Source organism: Brachymonas denitrificans, from assembly GCF_907163135.1.
In the GTDB taxonomy this organism is placed as follows: Bacteria; Pseudomonadota; Gammaproteobacteria; order Burkholderiales; family Burkholderiaceae_C; genus Brachymonas; species Brachymonas denitrificans_A.
Map to the genome: position 1 here is coordinate 1889351 of NZ_CAJQUA010000001.1, position 14114 is coordinate 1903464.

The window sequence follows — 14114 nt, forward strand, 5'->3', positions numbered from 1 at the left end:
GGCCACGCCGTGGGAACGGCTTTATGTCATAATTATCGGCTTGATTCTACTTCTCCTGCCGGAGTGGCGAAATTGGTAGACGCAGCAGATTCAAAATCTGCCGGGGGCGACCTCGTGCCGGTTCGATTCCGGCCTTCGGCACCAGTTATGGCACTGGACAACAGCCAGCAGACAAGCCCGCATACCCTCATCAGGCATGCGGGTTTTTCTTTTTTCCGGCGCGGACTTGGCGCACAAGGGCCTCTCTGCGACACCGGTGTGAAAGATTCATGACACCCCCTTCTGGCGTATCAGGGTTGCCCCTAAAATCCGGCTAACCCGCCCGTATCGGTCGGACGGTATCTGGATAATGCGGATTGCTCCGGCGAGAATCGGATACCAGAACTCACAGCCTAGGAAATTTCAACATGCGTGCCATCAAAGAAGCGCGGAAGTTCATCGAAAGCAACTCCAGCAGTGCCGACGCCATTACCCTGTCGCGTCTGGTGCTGGCGCTGGAGTCGGAAATCGACTTCCCGATCACCGACATCTATCTGCTGGACTATGACAAGTTCAAGCTGGCCCTGGAAATCCTGCAGGAGTGGCGCCTGGATCGCCACTTTGCCGGCAAGTCCCGCCTGTACGATGCCTCCATGCATCTGGCCGGCATGACGGCGGCGGGCGACGTTCCGGCCGCCCCGAAGGCTGCTGCCAAGCCGGCACCGAAGAAGAAGGCCGCCAGCACCAAGCCGTCCGAAGCGGTGAAAGTCGCAGCCAAGGCTGCCAAGCCTGCTGCCAAGAAGGCAGCGACCCCGAAGAAGGCGGCAGAACCGGCCAAGGCTGAAGCCGTGCCGCCTGCAGCCGAGCCGGCGGCACCGGCTGCCGCCGCCAAGGACAGCAGCAAGTCGTAAGCACGCCGGCCCCGTCAGGGCCATACGTGACAACGCCCCGATGCCGCAAGGCAGACCGGGGCGTTTTTTTTCGTGCGTTGCGCGAGGCAGGCGCTCAGGCAGGCTGCGCGGCCGGCGCGGGGAGCAGCAACTCATGCACGCCATACAGGCGCGCCAGTTCGACGAGGCGCACCGGTGCCGCGTGCAGGTGCAGGCTGGCGCCCCGCTCCATCGCCTGCCGCTGCAGGGCCAGCAAGGTCGCCAGCGCCGAAGAGTCGAAACTCTGCAGCGCACTTGCGTCGACCTGGGCCTGCTGCCCTTGCCCGCCCTCGCGCAGGCGCGCCATCAGGGCCTGCGTGACCGTGCCGGCGTTGGTGGCGTCCAGCCGGACCGGCAGGGCCAGGCTGATGACGGGCGTGCTGCCGGCGGAAGGCTCGCGGGTGGTCATGCTTACTTGCCGGCTGCGTTGGACTTGTTCTTGGCCGCCAGGGTGGCGATCAGGCCGTCGATGCCCTTGGTGTTGACTTCCTGGGCAAACTGCTGCTTGTAGGAGTCGATCATCCAGACGCCGCCGATGTTCAGGTTGTAGGCCTTCCAGCCCAGACCCTTGCCCGGGGTGCGGGTCAGGCGGTAGTCGAGGCTGACAGGGTCGCCGGAGCCGACCAGCTGGCTGCGCACGACCACGTCATTGGCACCAGCGGAGCCAGCACGCATGGGCAGTACCTTGACCTCACGGTTGCCGACGGAGTTGAAAGCGCCGGCATAGGTGCGCACCAGCAGGCGCTTGAATTCCTGCTGCAGCTGGCCTTTCTGGGCCGGGGTGGCGTTGCGCCAGGCCGGGCCGACAGCCGAGGCCGTCATGCGGGCGAAATCGACGTGGGGCATGACCTTGCTGTCGACCAGCGCGATGATCTTGTTGATGTCACCGCCCTGCAGCGCCCTGTCGGCCTTGATGGCAGCCAGGGTTTCGCCGGAAACCTTCAGCACCATGGCATCGGGAGCCAGGTCGGCGGCGAAGGACGGCGTGGCCACTGCAGCGGCCAGGGCGGCGGCACCAGCGATACGGGTCAGGGTACGGCGATTCATCATCATGTTCTTTGCTCCTTGTTGGTTGCGTGCACTGTGCGGTTTGCGCGGACAGGCATTGGATACCTGATCATGGCAAGGGTTTCCGCCAGCGCGGGGCCGAGTTGCAACACGGTGCAACGCCAGCCGTGGCGGCGATGTGCCTTGTTGCTTCCCTTGCCGTCATTGTTACAAATACTGTGGTTCAGCGGCGCCAGAAGTTGGTGCCCCAGTTCGGATCCAGATGCTCCAGCAGCTGCGGCACGGCGGGCACATAGTAGGGAGTCGGGCCTTTTTGCACCGGGGCGCCGCTCTCGGGTTCGAAGCCTTCCGGCGGGGGTTCGTAACCGTCGGCATCCGCGCCGGGGCCGGAGGGAGCTGCCGGGGTGGCTGGCACGGAGGCGGAGGCGGCGCCTGCCGGCGCCTCGCCCTCCATGCCTTCCGGCGGCGGCTCGTAGCCATCGCTGTCGGCGCCATCGGCAGGGGCCGAGGCGCCTGCGGACGCTGCCAGGGCCGCGCTGCGCTTGCCGGCATCGCGCGTGTGGAGGTAGGCATCGCGCAGGACGCTGTAGGGGTCGAGCGCGGCCTGGTTGAGCAGGTCGCTGGCATCGAGCAGCTGGGCACGCTGGTTGATCACGCTGAGGGCGGTGACCTGGTTGCGCGTGGGCACGTGCTCGATGGCACCGATGGGGTTGCCGTTCATGTCGACCGGCAGGGCCACGGTGTCACGCACGGTGGAGGGGCCAAGCAGCGGCAGCATCAGGTACGGACCGGTGCCCACGCCCCAGCGGCCGAGCGTGAGGCCGAAATCCTGCTTGACGCGCGGAATCTGCGCCTCGCTGGCGACGTCGAACACGCCGCCGAGGCCGAAGGTGGTGTTGATGGTGAAGCGCCAGAAGTTGTCCATGGCCTCCTGGCCCTTGAACTGCAGCGCGCTGTTTATCGCCGACCAGGCATCGCTCAGGTTGTTGAAGAAGTTGCGCACGCCGCTTTGCACGAAGTTGGGCGTGACCTTGGTGTAGACGGTGGCGACCGGCTTGAGCACGGCCTGGTCAACGGCGTCGTTGAACTTGTAGACGCCGCGGTTCCAGGGCTCGAGCGGATCGCGCGGGTGGGCGTTGGGGCCGGTGGCGCAACCGGCGAGCGCGGCAGCGCTGCCAAGGCAGAGCACGGCGGTGGTACGGCGCAGGGCTGTACGGCGGATGGCGGTGGACGGATGGTTCATGATGGGGCTCGAAACGCGGTTGTGAGCGGCGGCGCCGGGTTTTTCCAGGATGGCAGTTGCTTAGCGTGCGGCTGCACTTGCCGCAGAGGCAGCGCCTGCAGCGGTGGCCGGATCATCGGCGCTTGCCTGACCGTGCACGGCAGACGCTGCGGGCGCGGCTTCGGCATCCGCCGGTGTTGCGTCTGTGGCCGGCTCGGCACTTTCGCTACCGGCCGGCGGCGTGCCGGCTTCGAGCGCCTTGCTGTTCATGAATTGTCCGATCAGGTTCTCGAGCACGACAGCGGACTGGGTGTTGGTGATTTTGTCTCCGGCTTTCCAGTTGGTGTCGCTGTAGCCGGCCTCGATGCCGATGTACTGGTCGCCCAGCAGGCCGCTGGTCATGATCTTGAGCGAGCTGTCGTTGGGGAAGTGGTAGCGCTCGTTCATGTCGAGCGTGACGGTGGCCTGGTAGGTCTTGTCGTCGAAGTCGATGCTCTTGACGCGGCCGACGACCACGCCGGAGCTCTTGACGGCAGACTTGGGCTTGAGGCCGCCGATGTCCTGGAACTGGGCCTGCACCTGGTAGCCGCCGCCACCACTGAGGCTGAGCAGATTGCCGGCTTGCAGGGCCAGGAACAGCAGTGCGGCTGCACCCAGCAGCACGAACAGGCCGACCCAGATATCGATTTTGGAACGTTGCATGGAAGCTTTCCTTGGAATGCGATCAGATGCTGAACATCATGGCGGTGAGCAGGAAGTCGAGCGCGAGCACGGTGAGCGATGCCACCACCACGGTGCGGGTGGTGGCGCGCGACACGCCTTCGGGCGTGGCCCGGGCGCTGTAGCCTTCGAGCAGGGCAATGAAGGTGACGGCGATGCCGAACACGAAACTCTTGATGACGCCGTTGGCCACGTCCTTCCAGACGTCGACCCCGTTCTGCATCTGGCTCCAGAAGGAGCCGGGATCGAGGCCGATGAGCTGCACGGCGACCAGCCAGGCACCGATGATGCCGACGGCGCTGAAGATGGCGGCCAGGATCGGCATGGCGATGACACCGCCCCAGAAGCGCGGCGCCAGAATGCGCTGCACCGGATCGACCGCCATCATCTGCATGGCGTCGAGTTGCTCGCCGGCCTTCATCAGGCCGATTTCGGCGGTAAGCGAGGTGCCGGCGCGGCCGGCGAACAGCAGGCCGGTAACGACCGGGCCCAGTTCACGCAGCAGGCTGAGCGCCACCAGCAGACCGACCGATTCGGAGGAGCCGAAGCTCTTGAGCGTGTAGTAGCCCTGCAGGCCCAGCACAAAGCCGACGAACAGGCCGGAGATGGCGATGATGGAGAGCGAGTAGTTGCCCAGGAAGTGCACCTGGTCACGGATCAGGCCGAAGCGGCGCCAGGCGCCCAAGGAAGTGATGAGCCGCGCGAACAGGCGCGCGCCGGTACCGAGGCGCACGATCTGCTGGCGGACGGCGTAGCCGATGTCGGCGGGATTGAGCAGGCTCATGGGCGGCCTTTCTGGCGGGCGAGGCCGAAGTCTTCGCCCAGGGTGGGGCCGGGGTAGTGGAAGCGCACCGGGCCTTCGGGCTGGGCGTTGACGAACTGGTGCACCAGCGGATCGCTGCTGTTGCGCACTTCTTCCGGCGTGCCTTGCGCGGCGACGCCGCCATTGGCCAGGATGACGATGTGGTCGGCGATCAGGAAGGTTTCCACCAGGTCGTGCGAGACGATGATGCTGGTGAGGCCCATGGCGTCGTTGAGCTCGCGGATCAGGCGCGCGATGGTGCCGAGCGAGATCGGATCGAGACCGGCGAAGGGTTCGTCGTACATGACCAGTTCGGGATCGAGCGCGATGGCGCGGGCCAGGGCGATGCGGCGGGCCATGCCGCCGGAGACTTCGCTCGGCATCAGGTCGCGCGCGCCGCGCAGGCCGACGGCGTTGAGCTTCATCAGCACGATGTCGCGGATCATGGATTCGGGCAGGCGCGTGTGCTCGCGCAGCGGGAAGGCCACGTTGTCGAACACGTTCATGTCGGTGAACAGCGCGCCGAACTGGAACAGCATGCCCATGCGGCGGCGGGCAGCGTAGAGCTCGGTCTGGCTGAGCTTGCCGATGTCCTGCCCGTCGAACATTACCTGGCCCTGCTGGGCACGTTGCTGGCCACCGATCAGGCGCAGCACGGTGGTCTTGCCGCCGCCGGAGGCGCCCATGATGGCCGTGACCTTGCCGCGCGGCACGTCCAGCGAGAGATCTTCAAGGATCTTGCGCGGGCCGCCGTAGCCGAAATGGACATGCTGCAGCTGTACCAGCGGCACGGACGGCTCGGCCAAGGACTCGGGTGAAACGGATGACATACGCAGCATTCTAATTGGCGGCGGAAATCATCCTTTGGGAGCAGTGTGAATTTGTCGGCGCGCGGCGGTGGCAATACATTCTGTTGCGAACGGATGGACCATGAAAAGACCCCGTCGCCCATTGCATAATTACGGCTTTTTTATTATTTTCCATATTTTATATTCCCTTGACGGAATAGTCATCAGGAGGAATAATGCCCAATAAATGGGAAGTGGAATACACCGATGAACTCGGTGAGTGGTGGGCCGGATTGGACGAGACCGAACAGGAGTCCATTGATGCGTCGGTGCGGCTTCTGGAGGAAAGAGGACCGAACCTGGGCTTTCCGCACACCTCGGGAATCGCGGGGTCAAAGCATTCCCACATGCGTGAACTTCGTATTCAGCATGAAGGTCGGCCGTACCGGATTTTGTATGCGTTTGACCCTCGCCGCTGCGCCATCCGTTGCTGGGCGGGGACAAGACGGGTGACGAACGCTGGTATGCAGTGCATGTGCCGATCGCTGACAGGCTCTACGACACGCACATCCAGACTTTGAAGAAGGAGGGACAGATCAATGGCTAGGAAATTCAGCGAATTGCGTGCCGGGATGTCGCCTGAATCCCAGGCACGCGCAGCAGCCCGCGCCGAGGCAATGCTCGTCGAAATGCAACTGCAGGAGTTGCGCAAGGCGCGGAAAGTGACGCAAGTCCAGCTGGCCAAGGCGATGAGCGTGGAGCAAGCCGCTGTCTCGAAGCTGGAGCGCCGCGATGACATGTACGTCAGCACTTTGCGCGAGTACGTCAGGGCCCTGGGGGGCGAGCTGAAGCTGGTGGCCTCGTTTCCGGATGCAGACATCCTGGTGCATCCGTTCGAGCCGGCGCACTGAACTCCCTTATCTCAACCGCGGTGCAGCGCCTTGGCCGTTATGCGACAACGATTTCGCCACGCAGCGAATGCGGCAGCGCACTGGTGATGCGCACGTCCAGCATCTGCCCGATCAGGCGGTCGCGCTGCGGGCCGGCGGGGAAGTTGACGATGCGGTTGCAGGCGGTGCGGCCCATCAGCTCATTGGGATCCTTGCGCGAGGGGCCTTCGACCAGAATGCGCTGCACGGTGCCGACGCGACTGGCGCTGAGGCGGCGCACGTTTTCTTCGAGTTTGGCCTGCAGTTGCTGTAGGCGCTTGAGCTTGACTTCGTGCGGGGTGTCGTCATGCAGGTTGGCGGCGGGCGTGCCGGGGCGCGGGCTGAAGATGAAGCTGAAGGAGCTGTCGTAGCCGACGTCGTCGATCAGCTGCATCATCTTCTGGAAATCCTCTTCCGTCTCGCCGGGGAAGCCGACGATGAAGTCGCTGCTCATGGACATGTCCGGGCGCACGGCGCGCAGCTTGCGGATGATGCTCTTGTATTCCATCGCGGTGTAGCCGCGCTTCATGGCCATCAGGATGCGGTCACTGCCGTGTTGCACGGGCAGGTGCAGGTGGCTGACGAGTTGCGGCACTTTGGCGTAGACGTCGATCAGGCGCTGGGTGAATTCGTTGGGGTGGCTGGTGGTGTAGCGGATGCGCTCGATGCCGGGGATTTCGGCCACGTACTCGATCAGCATGGCGAAATCGGCGATTTCGTCGCTGTCGCCCATCTTTCCGCGGTAGGCGTTGACGTTCTGGCCCAGCAGCGTGATTTCCTTGACGCCCTGCTCGGCCAGGCCGGCGACTTCGACCAGCACTTCCTCGAACGGGCGGCTGAATTCCTCGCCGCGCGTGTAGGGCACGACGCAGTAGCTGCAATACTTGCTACAGCCTTCCATGATGGAGACGAAGGCGCTGGCGCCCTCCACGCGTGCCGGCGGCAGGTGGTCGAACTTCTCGATTTCGGGGAAGCTGATGTCGACCTGGGCCTTTTGCTGAGCGGTGCTTTCGGTGAGCAGTTCGGGCAGGCGGTGAAGGGTTTGCGGGCCGAACACCACATCGACGAAGGGAGCGCGCTTGATGATTTCCTCGCCTTCCTGGCTGGCCACGCAACCACCGACACCGATCTTGACGCCCTTGGCCTTGAGGTGCTTGACGCGGCCCAGATCGCTGAAGACCTTTTCCTGCGCCTTCTCGCGCACGGAGCAGGTGTTGAACAGGATCAGGTCGGCGTCTTCGGGGTTGTCGGTCTTCTCGTAGCCTTGGGCTGCGCCGAGCACGTCGGCCATCTTGTCCGAGTCGTACTCGTTCATCTGGCAGCCGAAGGTTTTGATGAAGACTTTCTTGGGGGCGGTGGTGGTGTCGGTCATGGCGTCAGCGGTTCGTGGTGTTGATCCAGAGGCTGGAAAGGGGTGCCTGCGCAGGAATGGACCGGCGCTGGGCGGAACCGTGTATTTTATTCCGGACGCGGGATTTGACCAAGAGCGGATCACATGGGCGAGTAAAGGCCGGATGTTATCCCTTGGCGATGGCCTGCAATTGCCGCAGCGGCTCGCCGATGGAGCGAGCCGACTGCTTGTAATCCGCCCAGGGGCCGTTGCCCAGACGCAGGCGGTCTTCCACAGTCGCCACCGTCCAGTGAGCGCCGCCCGTGAGCTTGTCCAGCTCATTCCAGCTGACGGGAACGGAAACGCCCAGCCCCGCCCGGGCGCGGGCCGACCAGGCGCTTACGGTGGTGGCGCCGCGGCCGTTGCGCAGGTAGTCGGGGTAGATCTTGCCGACGCGGTTTTTCGGGCCACTGAGGGCGCTGAAACGATCGGGCATCAGGCGGGCGAGATGTTCGGCGAGCAGCTTGCTGAAACCCTTGACGGTGTCCCAGTCGTGCAGACGCTTGATGGGAGTCACGACGTGCAGGCCCTTGCCGCCACTGGTCTTGAGGAAGGGCTGTAGGCCCAGTTCGGTCAGCAGCGTATGCACGAGCCGGGCCGCTTCCTGCACGCGCTCCCAGGGCACGCCTTCGCCGGGATCGAGGTCGAGCGTGAAACGGTCGGGGCGTTCGATGCGGTCGTGACGGGCGTTCCAGGTGTGCAGTTCGATCACGTTCATCTGCACGGCGCCCATCAAGCCGGCTTCGTTCTCGATTTCGAGCAAGCTGGCATGGCCGGGATCGAGCGCGGGATCCAGCAGGACGACGCCGGGCAAGGTGATGCGTTCGAGATGTTTCTGGAAGAACAGTTCGCCGGCAATGCCGTCAGGCGCGCGCACCAGCGCCACCGGGCGCAGGTCCAGGTGCGGCAGGAGCAAAGGGGCGACGGTCTGGTAGTAGCGGGCGAGATCGATTTTCTGCAGGCCGGTGCTTGCGTCGATGACGCGATCGGGGTGCGTGATGGTGATGCCGGAGAAGCTGGCTGGAGCGGGTTTTGCGCGAGTTGTGCCGGTGGACGCGGTGCGCTGCGCCTTCGATCGTGTGGCTGCCGATGCCTGCGGGTGTTCCGTCTGTCCCGGCTCTTCCTTCGGTGGTGCGATCGCCCGTTCGAAATGCACTTCGGCGGCGGGCTTGTCTTCGCGCAGGCCACGAAAGACGCCGTGGCGCAACTTGCGTTGCGGCGTCCAGCCGGCGTGGGTCACCTGCGCGACGAGTTCCGGACGGACCCAGTGAATCCTGCCTGGCAGGCGCGGGCTGTCGGTCAGGGGGCTTTCCGCGATTTCCAGCGCTTGCAGGCGCTGCTGCAGCATGGCGAGCGTGCGCGTATCGAAACCGCTGCCGACGTTGCCGGCATGCCGCAGGGCCCCCTTGGCATCGTGCGCAGCCAGCACCAGGGCGCCTAAATCGGCGCGTGCGCCCTGCCCTTCCGTGTAGCCGGCAATTACCAGCTCTTCGCCCTGGCCACACTTGAGCTTGATCCAGTCCTGGTTGCGACCGCTGGTGTAGTGCGCTTCGCGACGCTTGCCGATGATGCCCTCCATGCCCATGCGGCAGGCGCTGGCGATCAGGTCGGCAGGAGCGGCTTCGAAGGCCTGTGACAGGCGCAGGCGCTTGTCGTCGGCGTCCAGCAGTATCTGGTCGAGTTGCTCGCGCCGCAGGCGCAGCGCCTGGGTGCGCCAGTCGGTGCCATCCAGATGGAGCAGATCGAACAGGTAATACACCAGCGCCTTGGTGCCTGCCCCGTCAAACGCATTTTGCAGGGCGGCGAAGTCGGGCATGCCCTCGTCATCCACGGCAACCACTTCGCCGTCGAGCCAGGCTTGCCGGACCGGCAAGCGTGCCAGCGCTGCAGCGAGTTCGGGCATGCGGTGCGTCCAGTCCAGCCCGTTGCGCGTGAAGAGCCGTGCCTTGCCCTGGTCGATGCGGGTGAGCAGGCGGTAGCCGTCGAACTTGAGTTCCCAGAGCCAGTCGGCAAGGGCGTCCGGGGGCGCGCTGACCAGGGTGGCCAGCTGCGGCGACAGAGCGTCGGGGAGCGGGTCGGCCGGTGTCCCCTTGCGGCTACTTGTATTACTGCTGGTGCTGCTGCCCCTGTCATCGCTGGAGGAGTCAGCAAGATCGAGTGCGGTCTGCACCACCGAATCAGGCTCCGCATCGACGATGCTGTATTCGGCAGCAGCGCGCGCGTGCTCATCCTTTTCCTTGATCAGCAGCCAGGCCGGCTTGGCGGCATTGGCGTCTTTCTTCATGCGCACCAGGGCCCAGCGCCCGTGCAATTTGGCACCGTGGATGCGAAACTTGAGTTGCCCCTGCCGCAGCATGGCGTGTACGTCACCTTCCGGCTCCCAACTGCCACGGTCCCAGATGATGACGCGGCCCGCCCCATACTGGCCGGGAGGGATTTGTCCTTCGAAGGTGTTGTAGGACATGGGATGGTTCTCGACCTGCATGGCCAGGCGCTTGTCATGCGGATCGAGGCTGGGGCCTTTGGGCACGGCCCAGCTGTGCATGGTGCCGTCGATTTCGAGGCGCAGATCGTAATGCAGATGGCTGGCCCAGTGTTTCTGGATCACATATTGCAGCGTGCCAGCCTTGGTGTCGGCAACGCTGCCGCGGGGCTCTGGCGTGCGCGCAAAATTGCGTTTGGCCTGGTAGCGCGCCAAGGGCGTATCGGGGTCGGCTATTTCCGGCTCCGGTTCCTTCCGGTCGGGAATTTCCGGATCCGGCGCTTCGCGTCGCGGCATCTCCCGCTGGGGACGCTGGCGTCCTGGCGTTTCCGGAGCGGGCTTGCGCCGGCCAGGACTCTGCGGCTTGGCAGGCTTGTCAAAGTCAGGCGCGTTTGCGCGTGCGGCTTGCCGTGTTGTGCGTGGCTGGGGCATCGTCAGCCTCCTTGTTCTTGCTCGTCGCTGTCTTTCGGGGGCTGGCACGTCCGGTGCCGCTGGGCATGCCGGCATCGGCGGCATCCTTGCTCTGGCTCGGTGTTTTTTCCTTGCCGCCGCCCTGCAGGCTGCGCTTGAGCAGTTCGGTCAGATCGATGATTTCGGCTCCGCCGCGCGAAGTAGACGCTGGGTCGGATTCCACCTTGTCCACCTGCTCCAGCTCGCCCGCCTTGGCCTTGGCTTGCACCAGCCGCATGATTTCATCACGGAAGGAATCCCGGAAGGCGTCTGCATCCCAGGGCGCCGTCATGTCGTCGATCAGCTGGCGCGCCATCTTGATTTCCGCATCCTTCAGTCCCGCCGCCTTGGCATCGGCGGGCGGCAGTTTGAGTTCCTCCCAGGAACGGATTTCCCCGCCCCAGCGCAACAGATTCAGGATCAGTGCCCGCCCGGTCGGCATCAGCACCGCCAGATGCTGTTTCGCCGAAATCACCACCCGGGCGACGCCCACGCGGCCGCTCTGCTGCAAGGCTTCGCGCAGCAGCGCATACACCTTCTCCCCCCGATTGATCGGGGCCAGATAGTAGGGACGTTCCAGATAGACCAGCGGGATCTCATCGGCCTTGACAAAGGTCTCGATCTCGATGGTCTGGGTCGATTTTGGGAAAGCCGCCTTGATCTCTTCGGCGCTCAGAACGACGTAGCGGCCATCCTCCACTTCGACTCCCTTGACAATGTCGGACGCAGCGATTTCCTTGCCGGTTTTCTTGTTGATGCGCTTGTAGCCGACCGGCTCCATGGTGCGGCGGTCCAGCCAGTCGAAGTCCACGCCGGAACTGCTGGTGGCTGCGTAGAGCGCTACCGGAATGTGCACCAGGCCGAAACTGATCGCGCCCTTCCACACCACCCGTGGCGGAGGCGGGCTGCTGCCCCGGCCAATATCGGGAGCTTCAGAGTCTGCCATGCGGTTCTCCTTGGCAGAGGCATCGTATCGACACCTCTGCGTTCTTCTGCGCCCCCGCTTATGCCAGGGTGCGCACCTTGGGTTCGCGCTCCCACTGGCGCGTCTTAGCAGCGGCGATGAAGCCCTCCACGTCCTCGATCTCCACCACGCCCGCATCGTCCTCAACGTTGGCCTTGTGCAGAATCACGCGCGTGCCCTTGCAGGCCGCGATCGCCTTGAGGTGGCCGTAGGCGTTGGCGAACCACTCCACGGCCGCGCCATCCTTCGCCAGACGCTCGCCCTCTTCCGGCTTGAGCACGCTGGCCACGGCATCGAACACCATGGACGGCGTACCGGCCAGCTGGCCATCGGCTACCAGCTGGCTGCCATCCTTGAGCTTGACGGAGAGCTTGGGCGCCACGATTTTGACCATCGCGCCTTCCTTTTCGGCGGCGGCACGCACCTTGGCCACCGTCTCCTGGTTGGAGCCATCGCTGACCAGGATGCCGATGGTGCGGCCCTGCAGCGTGTCCTTCGCCTTGCCGATCAGCTGCAGCGGCGGAGACGGCGGCAGATCCTGCGGCGGCACCTTCGCGGGCGGTGCGGCCGGAAGTTCCGTCATGCCAAGTCCGTCGGCCACGCGCTGCGCCAAGCCTTCATCGATGTGCCGCAGATGGCCCACCATGGCCTCGCGCACATGCGCGGTTTCCACCTTGGACAGCTCGAACACCAGCGCCGACGCAATGTGCGCCTGCTCCACCGGCAGCTGGCTGTTCCAGAACTGGCGCGGCTGCGAATAGTGATCGGCAAAGCTCTCGGCGCGCACGCGGCCCTTTACGCCATCGTCCAACTGGGCATAGCTGCGGAAGCCCTGCTGCAGGCTGGCGCGCGGCGCATCGGCCTGCAAACTGCTCGGTTCGTAGGCCACGCGGCCCTTGTGCACCTGCATCTGCAAATGGCCGTCACGCTGGTTGTTGTGAAACGGGCACTTGGGCGCATTGATCGGAATCTGCGCGAAATTGCTGCCTCCCAGGCGCGACAGCTGCGTATCCAGATAGCTGAACAGGCGCCCCTGCAGCAGCGGATCGTTGGAGAAGTCGATGCCCGGCGGCACGTTGGCGGGGCAGAACGCCACCTGCTCGGTTTCGGCAAACAGATTGTCCGGCCAGCGGTCCAGCACCATGCGGCCGACGATGCGCAGCGGCACCAGCTCTTCGGGAATCAGCTTGGTCGGATCCAGGTGATCGAACGGGAAACCAGCCGCATCTTCCTCGGTGAACAGCTGCACGCCAAACTCCCATTCGGGATATTGGCCGGCCTCAATCGCCTCGAACAGGTCACGGCGGTGGAAATCATTGTCGGCGCCCTGCAGTTTGGCGGCTTCGTCCCACACGGTGGATTGCAGGCCCAGCTTGGGGCGCCAGTGGAATTTCACGAAGGTCGATTCGCCCTGCGCGTTGATCAGGCGGAAACTGTGGATGCCGAAGCCCTCCATCATGCGCAGACTGCGCGGAATGGCGCGGTCGCTCATGGCCCAGATCATGGTGTGCATGGTTTCGGGCACCAGCGTCACAAAATCCCAGAAGGTGTCGTGCGCGCTGGCCGCCTGCGGAAAGCCGCGGTCCGGCTCCATCTTCACCGCGTGGATGAAATCGGGAAACTTCATCGCATCCTGAATGAAGAACACCGGGATGTTGTTGCCCACGATGTCCCAGTTGCCCTCGTCGGTGTACAGCTTGACGGCAAAGCCACGCACGTCGCGCGGCGTGTCGACCGAGCCGGCACCGCCCGCCACGGTCGAGAAGCGCGTGAACACCGGCGTACGCTTGCCGGTTTCCGTCAGCACCCTGGCAGTGGTGTACTGCTCCAGCGATTCGGTCAGCTCGAAAAAGCCGTGCGCCGCGCTGCCGCGCGCATGCACGATGCGCTCGGGAATGCGCTCATGGTCGAAATGCGTGATTTTCTCGCGCAGGATGAAGTCTTCCAGCAGCGTCGGGCCCTTGGGCGTGGCACGCAGTGAATTCTGGTTGTCGGGTACCGGAATGCCCTGCTGCGTGCTCAATACCGGGTGCGTGCCACCGGCCTGCTGCTGCAGCTCGTCGCCCTTGCCGCGCACTTCCGGCGGTGCGCCGTTTGCGTTCGGGGCGGGATGGCCGGGGATGCCGTTCTTGCTGGAAGTGCTCATGAAATGACCTCTTTCACTGGTGCCAATGGAGTAACCCGTGTGCCGCAGTTCCTGCCGGGCAACGGGGCGTCAGGGCAGTCTAGGCAGGAGCACGGGGCCATCCTTGTAAGACTGCGCCGGCAAATCGGGCACCGGCAGCAATAGCCGCTTCCGTCCTACATCCTGCCTATTGATGGCCCCAGGCACAGCGGAAAACCCGGCCATGCTCGCAAACGCACTCGGCATTTCAGTGCACACCTTCCCCGCAGAGTCAAGCCAGAACCAAGGGTTTTCCCTTATTTCAACTCCCTTGCCGACTCAGGCAA

General features: G+C 64.4%; 12 protein-coding genes, 1 tRNA gene and 1 pseudogene. 4 read left to right on the forward strand and 10 right to left on the reverse strand.

What is annotated here, in order from left to right; translation table 11 throughout:
- Window positions 1–57: 57 nt before the first annotated feature.
- A tRNA-Leu gene (locus KKQ75_RS08805) sits at window positions 58–144 on the forward strand.
- Between the two features lie 263 nt (window positions 145–407).
- A complete protein-coding gene (locus KKQ75_RS08810) occupies window positions 408–890 on the forward strand; it encodes a hypothetical protein (protein ID WP_213361608.1) in 483 nt (160 codons plus the stop codon).
- A 94-nt stretch (window positions 891–984) separates the two neighbouring features.
- Here KKQ75_RS08810 and KKQ75_RS08815 read toward each other — a convergent pair whose 3' ends face one another.
- The 6 genes from KKQ75_RS08815 to KKQ75_RS08840 all read right to left on the reverse strand — a co-directional run bounded on the left by KKQ75_RS08815 (window position 985) and on the right by KKQ75_RS08840 (window position 5490).
- The gene (locus KKQ75_RS08815; RefSeq protein WP_213361609.1) at window positions 985–1317 is read right to left on the reverse strand and encodes an STAS domain-containing protein; all 333 of its coding nucleotides are present in this window, start codon (window positions 1315–1317) and stop codon (window positions 985–987) included.
- Between the two features lie 2 nt (window positions 1318–1319).
- Window positions 1320–1961, reverse strand: coding sequence for an MlaC/ttg2D family ABC transporter substrate-binding protein (locus KKQ75_RS08820; RefSeq protein WP_213361610.1), 642 nt, complete (start codon window positions 1959–1961; stop codon window positions 1320–1322).
- A gap of 178 nt (window positions 1962–2139) precedes the next feature.
- Window positions 2140–3159 carry an MlaA family lipoprotein gene (locus KKQ75_RS08825; protein WP_213361613.1) on the reverse strand — a complete coding sequence of 340 codons (1020 nt, stop codon included), beginning with the start codon at window positions 3157–3159 and terminating at the stop codon, window positions 2140–2142.
- A gap of 60 nt (window positions 3160–3219) precedes the next feature.
- Window positions 3220–3840 carry an outer membrane lipid asymmetry maintenance protein MlaD gene (mlaD, locus tag KKQ75_RS08830; RefSeq protein WP_213361615.1) on the reverse strand — a complete coding sequence of 207 codons (621 nt, stop codon included), beginning with the start codon at window positions 3838–3840 and terminating at the stop codon, window positions 3220–3222.
- Between the two features lie 22 nt (window positions 3841–3862).
- Complete coding sequence (mlaE, locus tag KKQ75_RS08835; protein WP_213361617.1) at window positions 3863–4642, reverse strand: lipid asymmetry maintenance ABC transporter permease subunit MlaE; 780 nt, start codon at window positions 4640–4642, stop codon at window positions 3863–3865.
- Window positions 4639–5490: an ABC transporter ATP-binding protein gene (locus KKQ75_RS08840; protein ID WP_213361619.1), complete on the reverse strand. Its 852-nt coding sequence runs from the start codon at window positions 5488–5490 to the stop codon at window positions 4639–4641. The genes mlaE and KKQ75_RS08840 overlap by 4 nt, the downstream gene beginning before the upstream one ends.
- 194 nt (window positions 5491–5684) lie before the next feature.
- Between KKQ75_RS08840 and KKQ75_RS08845 the strand changes: the two are divergent.
- Both KKQ75_RS08845 and KKQ75_RS08850 read left to right on the forward strand, forming a co-directional pair.
- Window positions 5685–6055, forward strand: a pseudogene (locus tag KKQ75_RS08845) (type II toxin-antitoxin system RelE/ParE family toxin).
- A complete protein-coding gene (locus KKQ75_RS08850; protein ID WP_213361621.1) occupies window positions 6048–6359 on the forward strand; it encodes a helix-turn-helix domain-containing protein in 312 nt (103 codons plus the stop codon). The pseudogene KKQ75_RS08845 and the gene KKQ75_RS08850 overlap by 8 nt, the downstream one beginning before the upstream one ends.
- Before the next feature lie 37 nt (window positions 6360–6396).
- Here KKQ75_RS08850 and miaB read toward each other — a convergent pair whose 3' ends face one another.
- The 4 genes from miaB to KKQ75_RS08870 all read right to left on the reverse strand — a co-directional run bounded on the left by miaB (window position 6397) and on the right by KKQ75_RS08870 (window position 13809).
- Window positions 6397–7749, reverse strand: coding sequence for a tRNA (N6-isopentenyl adenosine(37)-C2)-methylthiotransferase MiaB (gene miaB, locus KKQ75_RS08855; protein ID WP_213361623.1), 1353 nt, complete (start codon window positions 7747–7749; stop codon window positions 6397–6399).
- A 145-nt stretch (window positions 7750–7894) separates the two neighbouring features.
- Window positions 7895–10681 carry a DNA ligase D gene (gene ligD / locus KKQ75_RS08860; protein ID WP_250131047.1) on the reverse strand — a complete coding sequence of 929 codons (2787 nt, stop codon included), beginning with the start codon at window positions 10679–10681 and terminating at the stop codon, window positions 7895–7897.
- The gene (locus tag KKQ75_RS08865) at window positions 10632–11645 is read right to left on the reverse strand and encodes a Ku protein (protein WP_213361625.1); all 1014 of its coding nucleotides are present in this window, start codon (window positions 11643–11645) and stop codon (window positions 10632–10634) included. Before KKQ75_RS08865 ends, ligD begins: the two co-directional genes overlap by 50 nt.
- 58 nt (window positions 11646–11703) lie before the next feature.
- Window positions 11704–13809 carry a catalase gene (locus KKQ75_RS08870; RefSeq protein WP_213361626.1) on the reverse strand — a complete coding sequence of 702 codons (2106 nt, stop codon included), beginning with the start codon at window positions 13807–13809 and terminating at the stop codon, window positions 11704–11706.
- Window positions 13810–14114 lie beyond the last annotated feature (305 nt).

What these genes read in the sequence shown, in the direction of transcription:
- miaB (WP_213361623.1), bottom strand. Translation starts at nt 7,749, where the DNA reads ATGACCGACACCACCACCGCCCCCAAGAAAGTCTTCATCAAAACCTTC.
- KKQ75_RS08825 (WP_213361613.1), bottom strand. Translation starts at nt 3,159, where the DNA reads ATGAACCATCCGTCCACCGCCATCCGCCGTACAGCCCTGCGCCGTACC.
- KKQ75_RS08850 (WP_213361621.1), top strand. Translation starts at nt 6,048, where the DNA reads ATGGCTAGGAAATTCAGCGAATTGCGTGCCGGGATGTCGCCTGAATCC.
- KKQ75_RS08815 (WP_213361609.1), bottom strand. Translation starts at nt 1,317, where the DNA reads ATGACCACCCGCGAGCCTTCCGCCGGCAGCACGCCCGTCATCAGCCTG.
- mlaE (WP_213361617.1), bottom strand. Translation starts at nt 4,642, where the DNA reads ATGAGCCTGCTCAATCCCGCCGACATCGGCTACGCCGTCCGCCAGCAG.
- KKQ75_RS08870 (WP_213361626.1), bottom strand. Translation starts at nt 13,809, where the DNA reads ATGAGCACTTCCAGCAAGAACGGCATCCCCGGCCATCCCGCCCCGAAC.
- KKQ75_RS08820 (WP_213361610.1), bottom strand. Translation starts at nt 1,961, where the DNA reads ATGATGATGAATCGCCGTACCCTGACCCGTATCGCTGGTGCCGCCGCC.
- KKQ75_RS08865 (WP_213361625.1), bottom strand. Translation starts at nt 11,645, where the DNA reads ATGGCAGACTCTGAAGCTCCCGATATTGGCCGGGGCAGCAGCCCGCCT.
- ligD (WP_250131047.1), bottom strand. Translation starts at nt 10,681, where the DNA reads ATGCCCCAGCCACGCACAACACGGCAAGCCGCACGCGCAAACGCGCCT.
- KKQ75_RS08840 (WP_213361619.1), bottom strand. Translation starts at nt 5,490, where the DNA reads ATGTCATCCGTTTCACCCGAGTCCTTGGCCGAGCCGTCCGTGCCGCTG.
- KKQ75_RS08810 (WP_213361608.1), top strand. Translation starts at nt 408, where the DNA reads ATGCGTGCCATCAAAGAAGCGCGGAAGTTCATCGAAAGCAACTCCAGC.
- mlaD (WP_213361615.1), bottom strand. Translation starts at nt 3,840, where the DNA reads ATGCAACGTTCCAAAATCGATATCTGGGTCGGCCTGTTCGTGCTGCTG.